Origin of the sequence: Paraburkholderia sp. BL27I4N3 (assembly GCF_003386115.1) — a bacterium.
In the GTDB taxonomy this organism is placed as follows: domain Bacteria; phylum Pseudomonadota; class Gammaproteobacteria; order Burkholderiales; family Burkholderiaceae; genus Paraburkholderia.
Map to the genome: position 1 here is coordinate 5,707,119 of NZ_QREJ01000001.1, position 14,351 is coordinate 5,721,469.

At 63.7% G+C, this 14,351-nt stretch carries 13 protein-coding genes; 9 read left to right on the top strand and 4 right to left on the bottom strand.

Annotated elements, in window-relative coordinates; all coding sequences use genetic code 11:
* Positions 1-3: 3 nt before the first annotated feature.
* Positions 4-1,695: an AMP-binding protein gene (locus B0G71_RS25950; RefSeq protein ID WP_116145297.1), complete on the bottom strand. Its 1,692-nt coding sequence runs from the start codon at positions 1,693-1,695 to the stop codon at positions 4-6.
* 111 nt (positions 1,696-1,806) lie between these two features.
* Positions 1,807-2,940: an acyl-CoA dehydrogenase gene (locus B0G71_RS25955; RefSeq protein WP_116145299.1), complete on the bottom strand. Its 1,134-nt coding sequence runs from the start codon at positions 2,938-2,940 to the stop codon at positions 1,807-1,809.
* A 270-nt stretch (positions 2,941-3,210) separates the two neighbouring features.
* Here B0G71_RS25955 and B0G71_RS25960 point away from each other — a divergent pair, with 270 nt between their 5' ends.
* The 7 genes from B0G71_RS25960 to B0G71_RS25990 all read left to right on the top strand — a co-directional run bounded on the left by B0G71_RS25960 (position 3,211) and on the right by B0G71_RS25990 (position 9,897).
* Positions 3,211-4,248, top strand: coding sequence for an AraC family transcriptional regulator (locus tag B0G71_RS25960; RefSeq protein WP_116145301.1), 1,038 nt, complete (start codon positions 3,211-3,213; stop codon positions 4,246-4,248).
* 84 nt (positions 4,249-4,332) lie between these two features.
* A complete protein-coding gene (locus tag B0G71_RS25965) occupies positions 4,333-5,919 on the top strand; it encodes a nodulation protein NfeD (RefSeq protein ID WP_116145303.1) in 1,587 nt (528 codons plus the stop codon).
* Positions 5,916-6,689 (top strand): slipin family protein, encoded by a 774-nt coding sequence (locus B0G71_RS25970; RefSeq protein WP_106277592.1) that lies wholly within the window; start codon positions 5,916-5,918, stop codon positions 6,687-6,689. Before B0G71_RS25965 ends, B0G71_RS25970 begins: the two co-directional genes overlap by 4 nt.
* Before the next feature lie 129 nt (positions 6,690-6,818).
* The gene (locus tag B0G71_RS25975; RefSeq protein WP_116145305.1) at positions 6,819-7,076 is read left to right on the top strand and encodes a DUF4148 domain-containing protein; all 258 of its coding nucleotides are present in this window, start codon (positions 6,819-6,821) and stop codon (positions 7,074-7,076) included.
* 192 nt (positions 7,077-7,268) lie between these two features.
* Positions 7,269-7,772 carry a YaiI/YqxD family protein gene (locus B0G71_RS25980; RefSeq protein WP_116145307.1) on the top strand — a complete coding sequence of 168 codons (504 nt, stop codon included), beginning with the start codon at positions 7,269-7,271 and terminating at the stop codon, positions 7,770-7,772.
* A 155-nt stretch (positions 7,773-7,927) separates the two neighbouring features.
* A complete protein-coding gene (locus B0G71_RS25985) occupies positions 7,928-9,229 on the top strand; it encodes an NCS2 family permease (protein WP_106277586.1) in 1,302 nt (433 codons plus the stop codon).
* Positions 9,230-9,366: 137 nt separating this feature from the next.
* The gene (locus B0G71_RS25990) at positions 9,367-9,897 is read left to right on the top strand and encodes a cytochrome b (RefSeq protein ID WP_116120668.1); all 531 of its coding nucleotides are present in this window, start codon (positions 9,367-9,369) and stop codon (positions 9,895-9,897) included.
* 158 nt (positions 9,898-10,055) lie between these two features.
* On the opposite strand, the gene B0G71_RS25995 is transcribed toward B0G71_RS25990, so the two are convergent.
* Positions 10,056-10,346 (bottom strand): DUF1488 domain-containing protein, encoded by a 291-nt coding sequence (locus B0G71_RS25995; RefSeq protein WP_012427513.1) that lies wholly within the window; start codon positions 10,344-10,346, stop codon positions 10,056-10,058.
* A 400-nt stretch (positions 10,347-10,746) separates the two neighbouring features.
* On the opposite strand from B0G71_RS25995, the gene B0G71_RS26000 reads away from it, so the two are divergent.
* Together B0G71_RS26000 and B0G71_RS26005 are read left to right on the top strand one after the other, a co-directional pair.
* Complete coding sequence (locus B0G71_RS26000) at positions 10,747-12,738, top strand: sigma-54-dependent Fis family transcriptional regulator (RefSeq protein ID WP_116145309.1); 1,992 nt, start codon at positions 10,747-10,749, stop codon at positions 12,736-12,738.
* Positions 12,739-12,810: 72 nt separating this feature from the next.
* On the top strand, positions 12,811-13,110 hold the full coding sequence (locus tag B0G71_RS26005) for a 2Fe-2S iron-sulfur cluster-binding protein (RefSeq protein WP_116145311.1): 300 nt from the start codon (positions 12,811-12,813) through the stop codon (positions 13,108-13,110).
* Positions 13,111-13,132: 22 nt separating this feature from the next.
* On the opposite strand, the gene B0G71_RS26010 is transcribed toward B0G71_RS26005, so the two are convergent.
* Entirely contained in the window at positions 13,133-14,317 is a 1,185-nt protein-coding gene (locus tag B0G71_RS26010) for an acyltransferase (protein ID WP_116145313.1), read from the bottom strand.
* Positions 14,318-14,351: the final 34 nt, after the last annotated feature.

Here is a 14,351-nt window from a genome sequence, read left to right on the forward strand (position 1 = left end):
ATATCAACGCAGATCGGGGAAATCTTCCTCCCAATACTCATCGGGCAAACGCGCGGGTTCGGCCTCGCGCTCCATTTCGCGGCGTCGCAATTCGACGCGACGAATCTTGCCGGAGATGGTCTTGGGCAGTTCGCTGAACTGCAGGCGGCGAATCCGCTTGTACGGTGCGAGCTTTTCGCGCGAGAACGCGAACACGGCGCGTGCGAGTTCGGGACCGGCTTCATAGCCCTGACGCACGGTGACGAATGCTTTGGGCACCGACAGACGCAGTGCGTCGGCGCTCGGCACCACGGCGGCCTCGCCGATCGCCTCGTGCTCGATCAGCACGCTTTCGAGTTCGAACGGACTGAGGCGGTAATCGGACGATTTGAAGACGTCGTCGGCGCGGCCGACGTAGACGTAGTAGCCGTCGTCACGGCGCAGCGCGACGTCGGACGTGCGATAGAAGCCGTTGCGCATGGCTTGCGCGGTGGCGTTGGCGCTGTTCGCGTAGCCGGTCATCAGACCGAGCGGCCGTTGCGCAAGCGGCAGAGCGATTTCGCCTTCGGTAACGGGCTGATCATCGGCGTCGATCAGTTCGATCGTGTAGCCCGGCAGCGGACGCCCCATCGAGCCCGCCACGACCGGCTGGCCCGGCGAATTGCCGATCTGGCAGGTCGTCTCGGTCTGGCCGTAGCCGTCGCGGATCGTAATGTCCCACGCGTGCTTCACGCGCTCGATGACCTCGGGATTCAACGGCTCGCCGGCGCCGACAATCTCGCGCAGCTTGACCGGATAGTCGCTCAGATGCTCCTGCACCAGCATGCGCCAGACAGTAGGCGGTGCGCACAGCGTGGTGATGTTGAAACGCACCAGCGCGTTCAGCGTGTCTTTCGGCACGAAGCGTGGGAAGTTGAAAACGAACACGCAGGCCTGCGCATTCCACGGCGCGAAGAAGCAGCTCCACGCGTGCTTGGCCCAGCCCGGCGAGCTGATATTCCAATGGATGTCGTTCGGTTGCAGGCCGATCCAGTACATCGTCGACAGATGGCCGACCGGATAGCTTTGATGCGTATGTTCGACCAGCTTGGGCTTGGAGGTGGTGCCCGACGTGAAGTACAGCAGCATCGGGTCGGTGGCCAGCGTGACGCCCTCGGGTGTGAATTGCGGCGATGCGTCATAGGCCGCGGCCAGGTCGATCCAGCCGTCGCGCGGCGTGCCCACCGAGAGGCGCGTGAGCGGCGCTTCGAGCGCATCGAATTTGCCCAGCTCCGCGCTATCGACCACCGCGAAATTCGCGCCGCCGATCTGCACGCGATCGCGCACGTCGTCGGCGGAAAGCTGGGTGGTGGCGGGCAGCACGATCGCGCCGAGCTTCATGGCCGCGAGCATCACGTCCCACAGTTCGACGCGGTTCGGCAGCATCAGCAACAGGCGGTCGCCGCGGCCCACGCCCAAGCCGCGCAGGAAATTCGCCATGCGCGCCGAGCGCTCGGACATCTGCGCGTACGACAGGCGCAGGCCGTCGGTGGCGGGATCGTCCACGATCCACAGCGCGGGGTTGTCGTTATCGCGCGCGATCACGTCGAAGTAGTCGAGCGCCCAGTTGAACTCGCCCAGTGCCGGCCAAGCGAATTCGCGGTATGCACGGTCGTAGTCGGTTCGATGGCGCAATAACAGGTCACGCGCGTCGAAAAAGGCCTTCGCTGCAGTCATCGTCGTCTCCAGTTGGCGCGGTATATCCGCTTCGCATTTTTGTCCCGCTGCTGCACTGCTTTCTATCCGGCGGCCAGGCTATTTTGCGCTCAAATGCCGCTTCATTTGCATTTACACATGCCGCGCGATCAGCATGCGTTGCACCTCGCTGGTCCCTTCGTAAATCTGCGTGATGCGCGCATCGCGATAATGGCGCTCCACGGCGTAGTCCGCCAGATAACCATAGCCGCCGTGAATCTGGATCGCGTTCGAGCAGATTTCCTCGGCCAGTTCCGACGCGAACAGCTTGGCCTGCGAAGCCTCCGACAAACACGGCTTGCCCGCCGTGCGCAGCCGCGCCGCGTGATGCACCAGCAGGCGCGCGGCATTCAAACGCGTGGCCATGTCGGCGAGCATGTTGGCGATGGTCTGATGCTCCTTCAACGCCTTGCCGAACTGGATGCGTTCGTTCGCATAGAGACGCGCGGCGTCGAACGCGGCGCGCGCGATCCCGATCGCCTGCGCCGCAATGCCGATGCGCCCGCCTTCGAGATTCGACAGCGCGATGCGCAGGCCCTCGCCCGGTTCGCCGAGCAGATTGGCTTGCGGCACGGCGCAGTCGTCGAGCGAAATCGGACAGGTGTCCGAAGCGCGAATGCCGAGCTTGTGCTCCGGCTTGCCGACATTGAAGCCCGGCGTATCGGTCGGCACAATGAAGGCCGACAGACCGCGCTTGCCACGGTCGGGATCGGTCACAGCGAACACGATCGCGAGGTCGGCGCGCGAGCCGTTGGTCACGAACTGCTTGCTGCCGTTGAGAATCCACTTGCCGTCGCGCAGCACGGCGCGGCTGCGCAGATTGTTCGCCTCGGAACCGGCCTGCGGTTCGGTCAGGCAGAACGCGCCGATCCGGCGACCGGTCGCGAGGTCCTGCAAGTAGCGGTCTTTTTGCGCGTCGGTGCCGAAGTTGAGGATCGGCCCGCAGCCGACCGAGTTATGCACGCTCATCAGCGTGGCGCAGGCGGCGCAGCCCGCGGCGATCTCTTCGAGTGCAAGCGCATAGGCCACGTAGTCCGTGTAGGAGCCGCCCCATTCGGCCGGCACGATCATGCCGAGAAAGCCGAGTTCGCCCATCTGCCTGACGACCTCGGCGGGCAGTTGCGCGTCACGATCCCATTGGCCGGCGTGCGGTGCGAGCTGTTCGGTGGCGAAGTCGCGAGCGGCGTCGCGGATCATCCGTTGTTCGTCGGTGTAGAAGCTGTCCATGGCGCTCGGTCCTGTGCTGTGCGTTTGATCGCGGCGGGTTCGCCGCCTCACGTTCGTGTCTGTGAGGCCAAGCGGAGCGCGATCGATTGAGGCCCAGTGTAGGCAAGCCGACGGGCAGGTTCGATGCTCAGCCCGATCAATCTGACTGAGCGCATTTGCCATGCTGGTACGATATCAATCCACATACGCCCATGATTTCAGGCACTTGGCGAATCGCCATCAGGAAACCACTGAGCGCTTTTGCCAGCTCCGCCGTCAAACCGGACATGCATGAAAAACGATAAAGGGACGATTTCCGTCAGCATGGTCGAGGAAGCGCTCGCGCTGGCGCGCTCGCGCGGCCTCGACGCGCTGCCGCTTGCCGAAGCCGCCGGCATCGCCGCGCCAATGCTGGCGTCGCCGAAAAGCCGCGTGTCGTCGGCGCAATACGGCGCACTGTGGGCCGCGATTGCCCGCGCGCTGGACGACGAGTTCTTCGGTCAGGACTCGCATCGCATGAAAAGCGGCAGCTTCATCGCCATGACGCAGACGGCGCTCACCGCGCGCAACGGCGGGCAGGCGCTCGTGCGCGCGGTCGGCTTCATGCGGCTGGTGCTGGACGACCTGGGCGTGCAGATCGAAAGGGACGCGCAGCGCGTGCGCCTGCGCTTCGTGGAAAACGCCGGCGCGCCGCCGCCGGCCATGTTCGCTTATGCGACCTACTTCATCGTGGTGTACGGGCTGTTGTGCTGGCTGGTCGGGCGGCGCATTCCGCTGCTCGAGGCGCGCTTTCGCTGCGCCGAACCATCCGCCGCGCACGAGTACCGGCTGATGTTCTGCGATCACATGAGCTTCGAACAGGCCGAGTCGTACGTCGATCTCGCGCCGGCCTTTCTCGAGTTGCCGGTGATCCAGACGACCAAATCGGTCAAACCCTTCCTGCGCGACGCGCCCGGCAGCTTCATCGTCAAGTACCGCAATCCCGGCTCGCTCGCGGCGCGCGTGCGCAAGATGCTGCGCGCCATGCCGATGGCCGGCTGGCCCGCGGCCGATCAGATGGCCGAACGCCTGCATGTCGCCGAGGCCACCATGCGCCGCCGTTTGAAGCAGGAAGGCTATACGTATCAGTCGATCAAGGACGACCTGCGGCGCGACATAGCGATTGGTGAACTGCAGGACACCGATCGCACCATCGCCGACATCGCGACCTCCGTTGGGTTTGCCGAACCGAGCGCGTTTCATCGCGCGTTTCGCAAGTGGACCGGCATGCGGCCGACCGACTACCGGCCGGCGCGCGCGGAGTTCACGCGCAAGGCGGAATCGGACTAAGCTGTAAGCAGCAGGCCAGCCTTCTTTTGGGGTATCGGCCCGCGCCGGCCGATACATGTCGGCAGGGCGCGGCAGCCGTCAGCGATGAGCACGTATCCACGTCTCCCGTTCCGGCAGTCCGGCTCGCGCATGTCGCTTATCCGTGGCGATATGGTGGGCCGGTTGATGCGCGGCATGACCGTGCTCGGCGCGCTTTTGGCGTTTGGGTTCGCGTCGTGCGAATCGGATGTGACGCTGCGCGCCGCCGTCGCCCCTAACAGCGTCGTCGTGATTCCCGTGAACGGCGCGATCAGTCCGGCGAGCGCCGACTTCATCGTGCGCAGCCTGCAGCGCGCGGTTGACGATCGCGCGCAACTCGCGGTGCTGCAGCTGGATACACCGGGCGGGCTCGACACGTCGATGCGGCAGATCATCAAGGCGATTCTCGGCTCGCCGGTGCCGGTCGCCACCTTCATCGCGCCGAGTGGCGCCCGCGCCGCGAGCGCCGGCACGTATATCGTCTACGCGAGCCACATCGCGGCGATGGCGCCGGGCACCAATCTCGGCGCGGCGACGCCGATCCAGATGGGCATCGGCGGCGCGGAGCCGCCGGGCGGCGGCGGAACGCCGGGCTTACCGGGTGTTGGCGGTGCTCCGGGCAGTGGTAACGCTGGCGATAGCGGCGTCGGCAACCCGACGAAACCCGCGGCATCCGCGCCCACCGGCTCCGCCAGCGCCCTGCCGCTCGACACTCAATCGACCGAAATGCGCAAGCAGGTCCACGACGCCGCCGCCTACATCCGCGGCCTCGCGCAGATGCGCGGACGTAACGCCGACTGGGCCGAGCGCGCGGTTCGCGAAGCCGTCAGCCTGTCGGCGGCGGACGCGCTCGCGCAGCATGTCGTCGATCTGAATGCGCGCGACGTGCCCGACCTGCTGCGCCAGCTCGACGGCCGCATGCTCGTCACCAGCGCGGGCAACGTCAAACTCAACACGGCCAGCGCGCCGATCGTGACGCTCGAAGTCGACTGGCGCAGCCACTTCCTCGCCGTGATCACCGATCCCAACGTCGCGCTGATCCTGCTGATGATCGGCATGTACGGTCTGTTCTTCGAATTCGCCAATCCGGGCTTCGTACTGCCCGGTGTGGTCGGCGCGATCAGCCTGCTGCTCGGCCTCTTCGCCATGCAAATGATGCCCATCAACTACGTCGGCCTCGGTCTGATCTTTCTTGGCATCGCTTTCCTGATCGGCGAGGCGTTTCTGCCGACCTTCGGCTCGCTTGGCTTCGGCGGCGTGGTCGCGTTCGTGATCGGCGCGCTGATGCTGATCGACACCGACGTGCCCGGCTACGGCATCCCGCTGCCGATGATCGCCGCGGTGACCGTGTTCAGCGTGGTGTTCGTGCTGGGCGTTTCGCGACTCGCGCTGCGTGCGCGGCGCCGTCCGGTGGTGACGGGTTCGGAAGCCATGATCGGCAGCGTCGGCGTGGTGCTCGACGGCGGCCTGTCGCCGGCGGACCTCACGGCGGACGGCGCGCTCGCCGGTTGGGCACAAGTGCATGGGGAACGCTGGCGGGTGTCCAGCACGGCCCCGGTCGCGGCGGGCCATGCGGTGCGCGTCACCGCGCGGCGCGGCCTGACGCTGACCGTGGTGCCCGCGGAAGCACGACAACAAGGAGAAAGCTCATGATCGGTTTCACATTCGGCTTTAGCAGCATTCTGATTCTGCTGGCGGCCGCGCTGGTTGCCTCATCGATACGGATTTTCCGGGAGTACGAACGCGGCGTCGTGTTCATGCTCGGGCGTTTCTGGAAGGTCAAGGGGCCGGGCCTCGTGCTGATCATTCCCATCGTGCAGCAGGCCGTGCGCATGGATCTGCGCACCGTCGTGTTCGACGTGCCGCCGCAAGACGTGATCACGCGCGACAACGTCTCGGTGAAGGTCAACGCCGTGGTGTATTTCCGCGTGGTGGATCCGGAGAAAGCGGTGATCCAGGTGGCGCGTTACTTCGAGGCGACCAGCCAGTTATCGCAGACGACCCTGCGTGCGGTGCTCGGCAAACACGAACTCGACGAATTGCTGGCGGACCGCGAGCAGCTCAATGCCGATATCCAGAAAGTGCTCGATGCCCAGACCGACGCGTGGGGCATCAAGGTGTCGATCGTGGAAATCAAGCACGTGGATATCAACGAAACGATGATCCGCGCGATTGCCCGCCAGGCCGAAGCCGAACGCGAGCGGCGCGCCAAGGTGATTCACGCGGAAGGCGAACTGCAGGCATCCCAACACCTGCTGGAAGCGGCGCAGACGTTGTCGCGCCAGCCCCAGGCGATGCAGTTGCGCTACCTGCAAACCCTCACGACGATCGCCGCCGACAAGAACTCGACGATCGTCTTCCCGCTGCCGATCGACCTGCTGAGCGCTGTCCTGGACCGTTTCAGCAAGCCGTCGGCGCCGTAAACCACAGAATCATTGAGCCCGGTTTGATTCACTGGGCGAAATGGTGCATTGCCTTCAATCGCCTTACTTGAAATGCATACCAAAACTAAAATGCCGGGGTCGTTTTTAACCGCTCCATAGGAGCTCGTCATGAAAATTGTTTCTCTAGCTGGATTCGGCGCGCTGTTGGCCGCCGTGAGTATGAGTACCGCGTTTGCGCAGTCGGCGCGGCCTTACGATCCGTCGGCGCCGAAAACGCGCGCCCAGGTGAAGGCCGATCTGACCGAATGGCGTGCCGCCGGCTACGATCCGCTCGACTGGATCGACTATCCGGAGAATGCGCAGCGCGCGGGCCGCATCGTCGCGGCACGCCGGGCGCAGGAATCAGGCGGAACGATGACGCAGTAACGCGAGCCACCGCGCGGCGTGCGGCGCTGCCTGCGACTGCAACGGTCGCGGGCGTGGTTCGGCCCGCATGCCTTTCCGGCTTTCCCCGCTTCACCCCTTCCCGCAACATCGTCAATTAGCTTGCCGCGCCACCCCGTGCGCTGGCAAGGTATCATCTCGCCCCTTCGACAACCCGCTGCCGGAATCCGAACCATGTCAATCTGGGTTGATGCCGACGCCTGCCCCGTCGTGATCAAGGACATGCTGTACCGTGCCGCACGCCGCACCAACACGTCGCTGACGCTGGTCGCCAATTCGTTTCTGCGCGTGCCGTCTTCGCCGCTGATCCGCGCGATCCAGGTGCCGGCCGGCTTCGACGCCGCCGACGACCTCATCGCCGAACGCGTCGCCGCGGGCGATCTCGTGATTACCGCCGACATCCCGCTTGCCGCCGCGGTACTGGCCAAAAACGCGCAGGCGCTCGATCCGCGCGGCAACTGGTACACGCCCGGCACGATCGAAGAACGGCTGCGCATGCGCTCGATGCTCGACCAGCTGCGCAGCAGCGGCGTCGATACGGGCGGCCCTTCGGCCTTCAGCCAGCGCGACAGCAAAAGCTTCGCGGGCGAACTGGACCGCTGGCTGGCGCGCCAACGACCGCAGCCTGAGCCTGATGCATCGGCGCCACAATCTGCCGACGAACCACCCGTCGAATGAGCTTTTACACGGCCGCCAGGTCACACAATGCGGCACGCCGCCGCCGATCCTGACTACAATCCGGCCGTGGTCATAGCGCCCGTCACTCCGGCGAAATGGCGCCTTCGCCGCCCCAATCACAACAAACGCTTTCTGAACGACGAGAGACCCGCCTCATGGACTCCATACAACGCTACTTCGGCTTCGAAGCCGCCGGCACCAACCTGCGCACCGAAGTGCTCGCCGGACTGACCACCTTCCTGACGATGGCCTACATCATCTTCGTCAACCCGGCGATTCTCGGCGACGCCGGCATGCCGAAAGACGCGGTGTTCGTCGCGACCTGCATCGTGGCCGCGCTCGCTTCGCTGATCATGGGTCTCTATGCGAACTATCCGATCGCGCTCGCGCCGGGCATGGGGCTGAACGCGTACTTCGCGTATACCGTCGTGAAAGGCATGGGGTTCACCTGGCAGGCCGCGCTCGGCGCGGTGTTCATTTCCGGCTGCCTGTTCCTGATCGTCACGCTGTTCCGCGTGCGTGAAGTGATCGTCAACGGCATTCCGCATTCGATACGCATTGCCATCACCGGCGGTATCGGCCTCTTTCTCGCGATCATTTCGCTGAAGTCGGCCGGCGTGGTGGTGGGTAACCCCGCCACGCTCGTGACGCTCGGCGACCTGCACAATCCGCACGTGATTCTCGCGGTGATCGGCTTCTTCGCGATCGTCACGCTGGACCATCTGCGAGTACGCGGCTCGATCCTGATCGGCATCGTCGGCGTGACGGTGTTGAGCTTCTTCTTCGGCGGCAATCAGTTTCACGGCATCGTCTCTGCGCCGCCGTCCATTTCGCCGACGCTGTTCCAGCTCGACATCCGCGGCGCGCTGTCGGGCGGCGTGCTGAACGTGATCCTGGTGTTCTTCCTCGTCGAACTGTTCGATGCGACCGGCACGCTGATGGGCGTGGCCAATCGCGCCGGGCTGCTGGTGGAAGGCAAGATGCATCGGCTGAACCGCGCGCTGCTTGCCGACAGCACCGCCATTCTGGCCGGCTCGATGCTGGGCACATCGTCGACCACGGCGTACATCGAAAGCGCGTCGGGTGTGCAAGCCGGCGGCCGCACGGGCGTGACGGCCATCACCGTGGCCGTACTGTTCCTCGCGGCGCTGTTTTTTGCGCCGCTGGCGGGCGTGGTGCCCGGTTATGCGACCGCGCCGGCGCTGCTTTACGTGTCGTGCCTGATGCTGCGCGAAATGCTCGACCTGCCGTGGGACGACGCCACCGAAGTCGTGCCGGCCGCGCTCACCGCCCTGCTGATGCCCTTCACCTATTCGATCGCCAATGGCGTCGCATTCGGCTTCATTTCGTATGCGGGCCTGAAACTGTTGACCGGCCAGGCGCGCAAAGTGAAGCTGGTGGTATGGATCATCGCGGCGATTTTCCTGTTCCGGTATTTCTATCTCGGCAGCGAGTAGGCGCGGCGCGGACGCTCGTGGGCCAAACCCGGGTCTGGATCAACGACGGTTTTATTGACGGTGCCCATTCCGGTCGGGCACCGTTTATCATCCGATGATTCATAAAAACGATCGACCTGTACACGGGAGTTCCCTACATGTCTTACAGCCGCACCTCGGACCGCTATACGGCGCCCGCTATTTTCTTCCACTGGGCGATGTTTCTGCTGATCGCACTGGCTTACCTGGCGATCGAGATTCGCGGGCCCAAGGGTAGCGACAGCCGCGCGCTCTGGAGCAGCGTGCATTTCTGGTGCGGCACGCTGGTGCTCGGGCTGGCCTGTTTGCGTCTCGTATGGCGACTGTGGGCCGGGGCGCCCGCTGAAGTGGACAGCAACCGGCTGCTGGCGTTTCTCGCGCGGGCCGCGCATCTCGCTCTGTACATTTTCATCTTCGCGCAGCCGCTGCTCGGCATCCTGATGATCAACACCGGCGGACATCCGGTCACGCTGGCGTGGGTCAACATCGACTACACGCTGGTCGGCGCGGATCCTGTCGCGCGTCCGTTGCTCAAGACGGCGCACGAGTGGCTCGGCAATGCGTTTTATTGGGTGATCGGCTTGCACGCGCTGGCGGCAATCGCGCATCACGTGGTGCTCAAGGATCGGACGCTGCGGCGGATGATTTGAGCGCGAGCGCGCTCACATTCGCATTCGCACACGAGCGGCATGGCTAGCCGCCGACGGTTTGAATGTTCGATGCCGCGCGTGAGTTTCCTGGACATCTGCTTCTTGCGCGGCTGTCCTGCTTGCAGCGTCGGCCGACCAGAGGTCGGAAACGCCCTCAGTCAATTACGCCAGTTGGCTTCGTAGAAGCGCACGTAGCCGCTTCTCAGCACGAGACATTGCGCTCTCGTTTCCGAGATCAGACGCCGCGTGGCCGCTTCGATCCGGGCGCGATGCGTGTCGAATGCGCCGACCATGTCCTCCAGACGCGGCGATGCGGCGCCGTAGTGGTCTTCCAGTGCCTCCGCCGTGATCATGCATTCCACCCTCTGCCCATCGACCATCGCCGGGAACGCCAAGGTGAGTTCGCGACCTGAATATTCAGGAGTTTCATTGGGGAATAGGATCTGCATGGGAATTCACCTGGAAGGTAGGTGCTGCGCGTGGTGTAGCCTGGTAGTGCGCACGCCGGTTGCGTCTGATCGCGTCGCTAGCGCCAACCTCCTTGTCCAATGCTGACGACGCGGGCTCGTCACCTGATTGCGGCGCGGAATAGTTCGCGGCCTGCGGAGGTGATTTGATTCACTTTAGACGAGTTCGGCCACGGCGCAAGTTTTCCTTTCCGTTTGCCTGATTTTGGTGCCGTGCGCGTTTTTTTGAGGCATGGCGCCCCTAGCGTTTCCGTTTTTTCGCTGCCGCGCGCGGCGCGTTTCGTCCTGTAATATCGGTGTTCGGCCGCGAGCGCGCATGTTGCGCTGCGGCATCGAGCGGAGGGCAACGTACCCGCCGCATCCGTTTCACCGGAGACATGCCTTGACCCAACGTTCCGCCACGCCGCCCGCTATCGGCCGGCCCGATGTCCTCGCGCAAGCTCACGCCCGCTCGCTCGAAATCGGCCTGCGCGCGTCGGAGACACCGGACTTTCATCCGCTGCCGCGGCCGGCGCTGCGCGAGCTCGTCGAGCGCAATCAATCGCTGTTTACGCATGCGCTTCCCGTCATGGAGACGCTGCACGCGCAGATCGTCGATACGCAAAGCATGGTGCTGCTCACCGACAATCACGGCGTGATCCTGCACAGTCTCGGCGACAGCGACTTCGTCGAGAAAGCCAATCGCGTCGCGCTGTGTCCGGGCGTGTCGTGGGCCGAGGCGGATCGCGGCACCAATGCGATCGGCACCGCGCTCGTCGACGGACAGCCAACCGTCGTGCACGCGGGCGAACATTTTCTGCACGCCAACCGGATTCTCACCTGTTCGTGCGCGCCGATCGCCGATCCGTTCGGGCGCACCATCGGCGCGCTCGACGTGAGCGGCGACACGCGCGGTTTTCACAAGCACACGCTCGCGCTCGTGAGGATGTCTGCGCAGATGATCGAAAATCATCTGTTCTCCAATCAATTCGTCGACGCGATCCGCGTGCACTTTCACGCGCGCGCGGAATTCATCGGCACGCTGTTCGAAGGGCTCGCGGCGTTCGCGCCGGACGGCACGTTTCTGTCGGCCAATCGCAGTGCGCTGTTTCAATTCGGGCAGCCGCTCGCCGATCTGCAACGGCAATCGTTCGATGCGCTGTTCGGCGTGGCCATCTCGAGGCTGTTGCAGCAGATCGCGCGTGCTCCTGCTGAAAACATTCTGTTGACGCTGCCAAGCGGCGTGCGCGTGGTGGCGCGCGGCGAATATACGCTGACGCGCTATGTCGCGCCCTCGGAAAGTCTCGCCGGCACATCACGTGCGCCGTTATCCGGCGACGCGCGTCATGCGCCCCGCTGCGTCGATCCCGCGCCGCTGGCCACGCTCGAAACGCTCGACACCGGCGACGCGCAAGTCGCCGCGATTCTGCGGCGCGTCGCCAAATTGCGTGGCCGTGATATTCCGATTCTCGTGCTCGGCAAGACCGGCACCGGCAAGGAATGGCTCGCGCGCGCTATCCATCACGATTCACCGCGCCGGGCCGCGCCCTTTGTCGCGCTGAATTGCGCGTCGTTGCCGGACACGCTGATCGAGGCGGAGTTATTCGGCTACGAAGACGGCGCGTTCACTGGTGCGAAGAAACGCGGCAGCGTCGGCAAGATCGTGCAGGCCGACGGCGGCACGCTATTCCTCGACGAGATCGGCGACATGCCGCTCGCCCAGCAAGTGCGTCTGATGCGCGTGCTGCAGGAGCGCAACGTCGTGCCGCTCGGCGGGACGCGGGCGATTCCGGTAGATTTGCGCATTATCTGCGCAACGCACCGCAACCTGCGCGAGATGATCGAAGCGGGCACGTTCCGCGAAGACCTGTACTACCGGATCAATGGGCTCGTCCTGACCTTGCCGGCGCTGCGCGAACGCACCGATCTTCACGCGCTCGTCGCGCGCATGCTGGAGTTGCAGCCCGACGGCGAACGCTTGCCACGGCGCGTGTCCGCCGAAGTACTCGAACGATTCGCGCAATGCCGCTGGCCGGGCAATCTGCGGCAACTGGCCAACGTGCTGCGCACCGCGAGCATCATGGCCGAAGGCGCGGATCAGATCGAACTCGATGATTTACCCGAGGACTTCTTGCAGGATTGCATCGACACCGTGGCTGAGCCGCGCGCGGACTCGTCGGCGGCGCGCGCGGGTTCCGAGTTCCGCGATGAGGTCCGCGCAGCCGCGCAAACGCAAGGGCAGCCGGCGACCAGCAAGATGGAGGCATGGCAGGCCACGCTGATTGCGCAAACGCTCGAACGGCTCGACGGCAACGTGTCGGCGGCGGCGCGCGAACTGGGCCTCGCGCGCAATACGGTGTACCGGTATTTGCGGCGCAACGGTTCGACTCATTGAAGACGCGGCTGGAAAAAGGCAACTGAAGCGGCAACGTGTAAAGTGTGGCGCACTCCGTCACAGACTCACACGATGCCCGACTCCACCCGCCCGCCTCTTGTCCGCGTCGAGCCGCTCGGCTGCAGCTTCGAAGCACCCGATTCGCTGACGATTCTCGAAGCCGCCGGCTTTGCGAATCTGCGTTTGCCGCGCTCGTGCCGGAATGGGACGTGCCGGACGTGCATCTGCCGTCTGGTCAGCGGCACGGTCTCTTACACGATCGAATGGCCCGGACTGAGCAGGGAAGAGAAGGCGGAAGGTTTTATCCTGCCTTGTGTCGCGGTCGCCGAGACCGATCTGGTTATCGATGTGCCGGACGCCTCAGAAGCTTAAGCGCACTACGCCGATTCCAAAGTTATCCCGAATCGCGTGTGCTTCCGCTATCCGCAATGGAGTGCTGGCGACGATCTGCAAGTGGTTTCTGGTCGCCCGTGCCTTCAATGCTTTGAGGCAGCAATTTGCGGTAGTCCGACACCGATCCAAATTCAATATACCTGTACGAAAACCACGCAATCAGATAGGTAAGGCTCAAATACGCAACGTACGTGGAAACCGAAAAAGCCGAAGATCGGAAGTGAGAAATAATAGGCGCATGCCACAGATAAATGCTGTAGCACATCAGCCCTGACATTTGCAGGGGCCAGATGCTCACCATGCGCACGACCGGTTTGCAGCCGACGACCAGCGCATTGACCGTCAACAGCAAGCCGGCGTCGAACGGTATGTTGAAGAGCGCTGCAAGTGGTTCCGCGAAGGTTCCGCGATACCACAGGGACCACAGCACAGCCGACGCTGCGAGAAGAGCGACGCCGCACACGAGTTGAAGCGGCGGCCGCCATAGCATCAGGCGCCGCGAGAACAACCATGCGCCCAACATGCCGAGAGCAAATTCATCAAGCCTGCCAAACAACGAATCAGAAATGAAATTCAGAACTCGTCGCGGATTAGTCGGCACGATGAGTTGGCCTGCAAAACGGACACACAGCGCCGTGATAAGCGCGATTACCAGTACTTTTCGCCAGCCGAATCGGCCGATCGCGATAACCACGGCTGGAAACAACAGTGAAAACCAAAGTTCAACTCCGAGCGACCAAAGCGCCCAGTTGATCGAAGGAAAAAACGTCTCCCTGCTAAATACAAATGTCGCCAATGCGTACTGAACGAGCGCCCGGTATAACGACGAATCGTCGAGCTGATATTGCGTTGTAAATAACAACAGGATCAATGCCGAGGTGTAATACACCGGCAGCAACCGGCGCGCTCGATGACCGTAGAAGCCGATCAGCGACCGACGTCCCGCAAACGAGCGCTGGCCGGTAGCATACGGAAGGTACAGAACGAAACCTGACAGAAAGAAAAAAAGGTTCACCCCAAGCCAGCCACTGGATCCGAGCACGGTCAAGGGGGTGAGAGTGACGGATCCAGCCGCGTTGAAAAATGCCGAAAACGAGTGGTGGAAGACCACCGCAATGATCGCCATTCCGCGCAGCCCGTTTAGAACGGGAATTCGTCTCATTTGCTTGCCGAGGGTAGATAACATCTTAACAGCAGATTCCTGGCGCGTACTGAACGTA

Bases quoted from the DNA above. Each gene is read 5' to 3' on its own strand.
- B0G71_RS25950 (WP_116145297.1), bottom strand. From the start codon at position 1,695: ATGACTGCAGCGAAGGCCTTTTTCGACGCGCGTGACCTGTTATTGCGC.
- B0G71_RS25955 (WP_116145299.1), bottom strand. From the start codon at position 2,940: ATGGACAGCTTCTACACCGACGAACAACGGATGATCCGCGACGCCGCT.
- B0G71_RS25960 (WP_116145301.1), top strand. From the start codon at position 3,211: ATGAAAAACGATAAAGGGACGATTTCCGTCAGCATGGTCGAGGAAGCG.
- B0G71_RS25965 (WP_116145303.1), top strand. From the start codon at position 4,333: ATGAGCACGTATCCACGTCTCCCGTTCCGGCAGTCCGGCTCGCGCATG.
- B0G71_RS25970 (WP_106277592.1), top strand. From the start codon at position 5,916: ATGATCGGTTTCACATTCGGCTTTAGCAGCATTCTGATTCTGCTGGCG.
- B0G71_RS25975 (WP_116145305.1), top strand. From the start codon at position 6,819: ATGAAAATTGTTTCTCTAGCTGGATTCGGCGCGCTGTTGGCCGCCGTG.
- B0G71_RS25980 (WP_116145307.1), top strand. From the start codon at position 7,269: ATGTCAATCTGGGTTGATGCCGACGCCTGCCCCGTCGTGATCAAGGAC.
- B0G71_RS25985 (WP_106277586.1), top strand. From the start codon at position 7,928: ATGGACTCCATACAACGCTACTTCGGCTTCGAAGCCGCCGGCACCAAC.
- B0G71_RS25990 (WP_116120668.1), top strand. From the start codon at position 9,367: ATGTCTTACAGCCGCACCTCGGACCGCTATACGGCGCCCGCTATTTTC.
- B0G71_RS25995 (WP_012427513.1), bottom strand. From the start codon at position 10,346: ATGCAGATCCTATTCCCCAATGAAACTCCTGAATATTCAGGTCGCGAA.
- B0G71_RS26005 (WP_116145311.1), top strand. From the start codon at position 12,811: ATGCCCGACTCCACCCGCCCGCCTCTTGTCCGCGTCGAGCCGCTCGGC.
- B0G71_RS26010 (WP_116145313.1), bottom strand. From the start codon at position 14,317: ATGTTATCTACCCTCGGCAAGCAAATGAGACGAATTCCCGTTCTAAAC.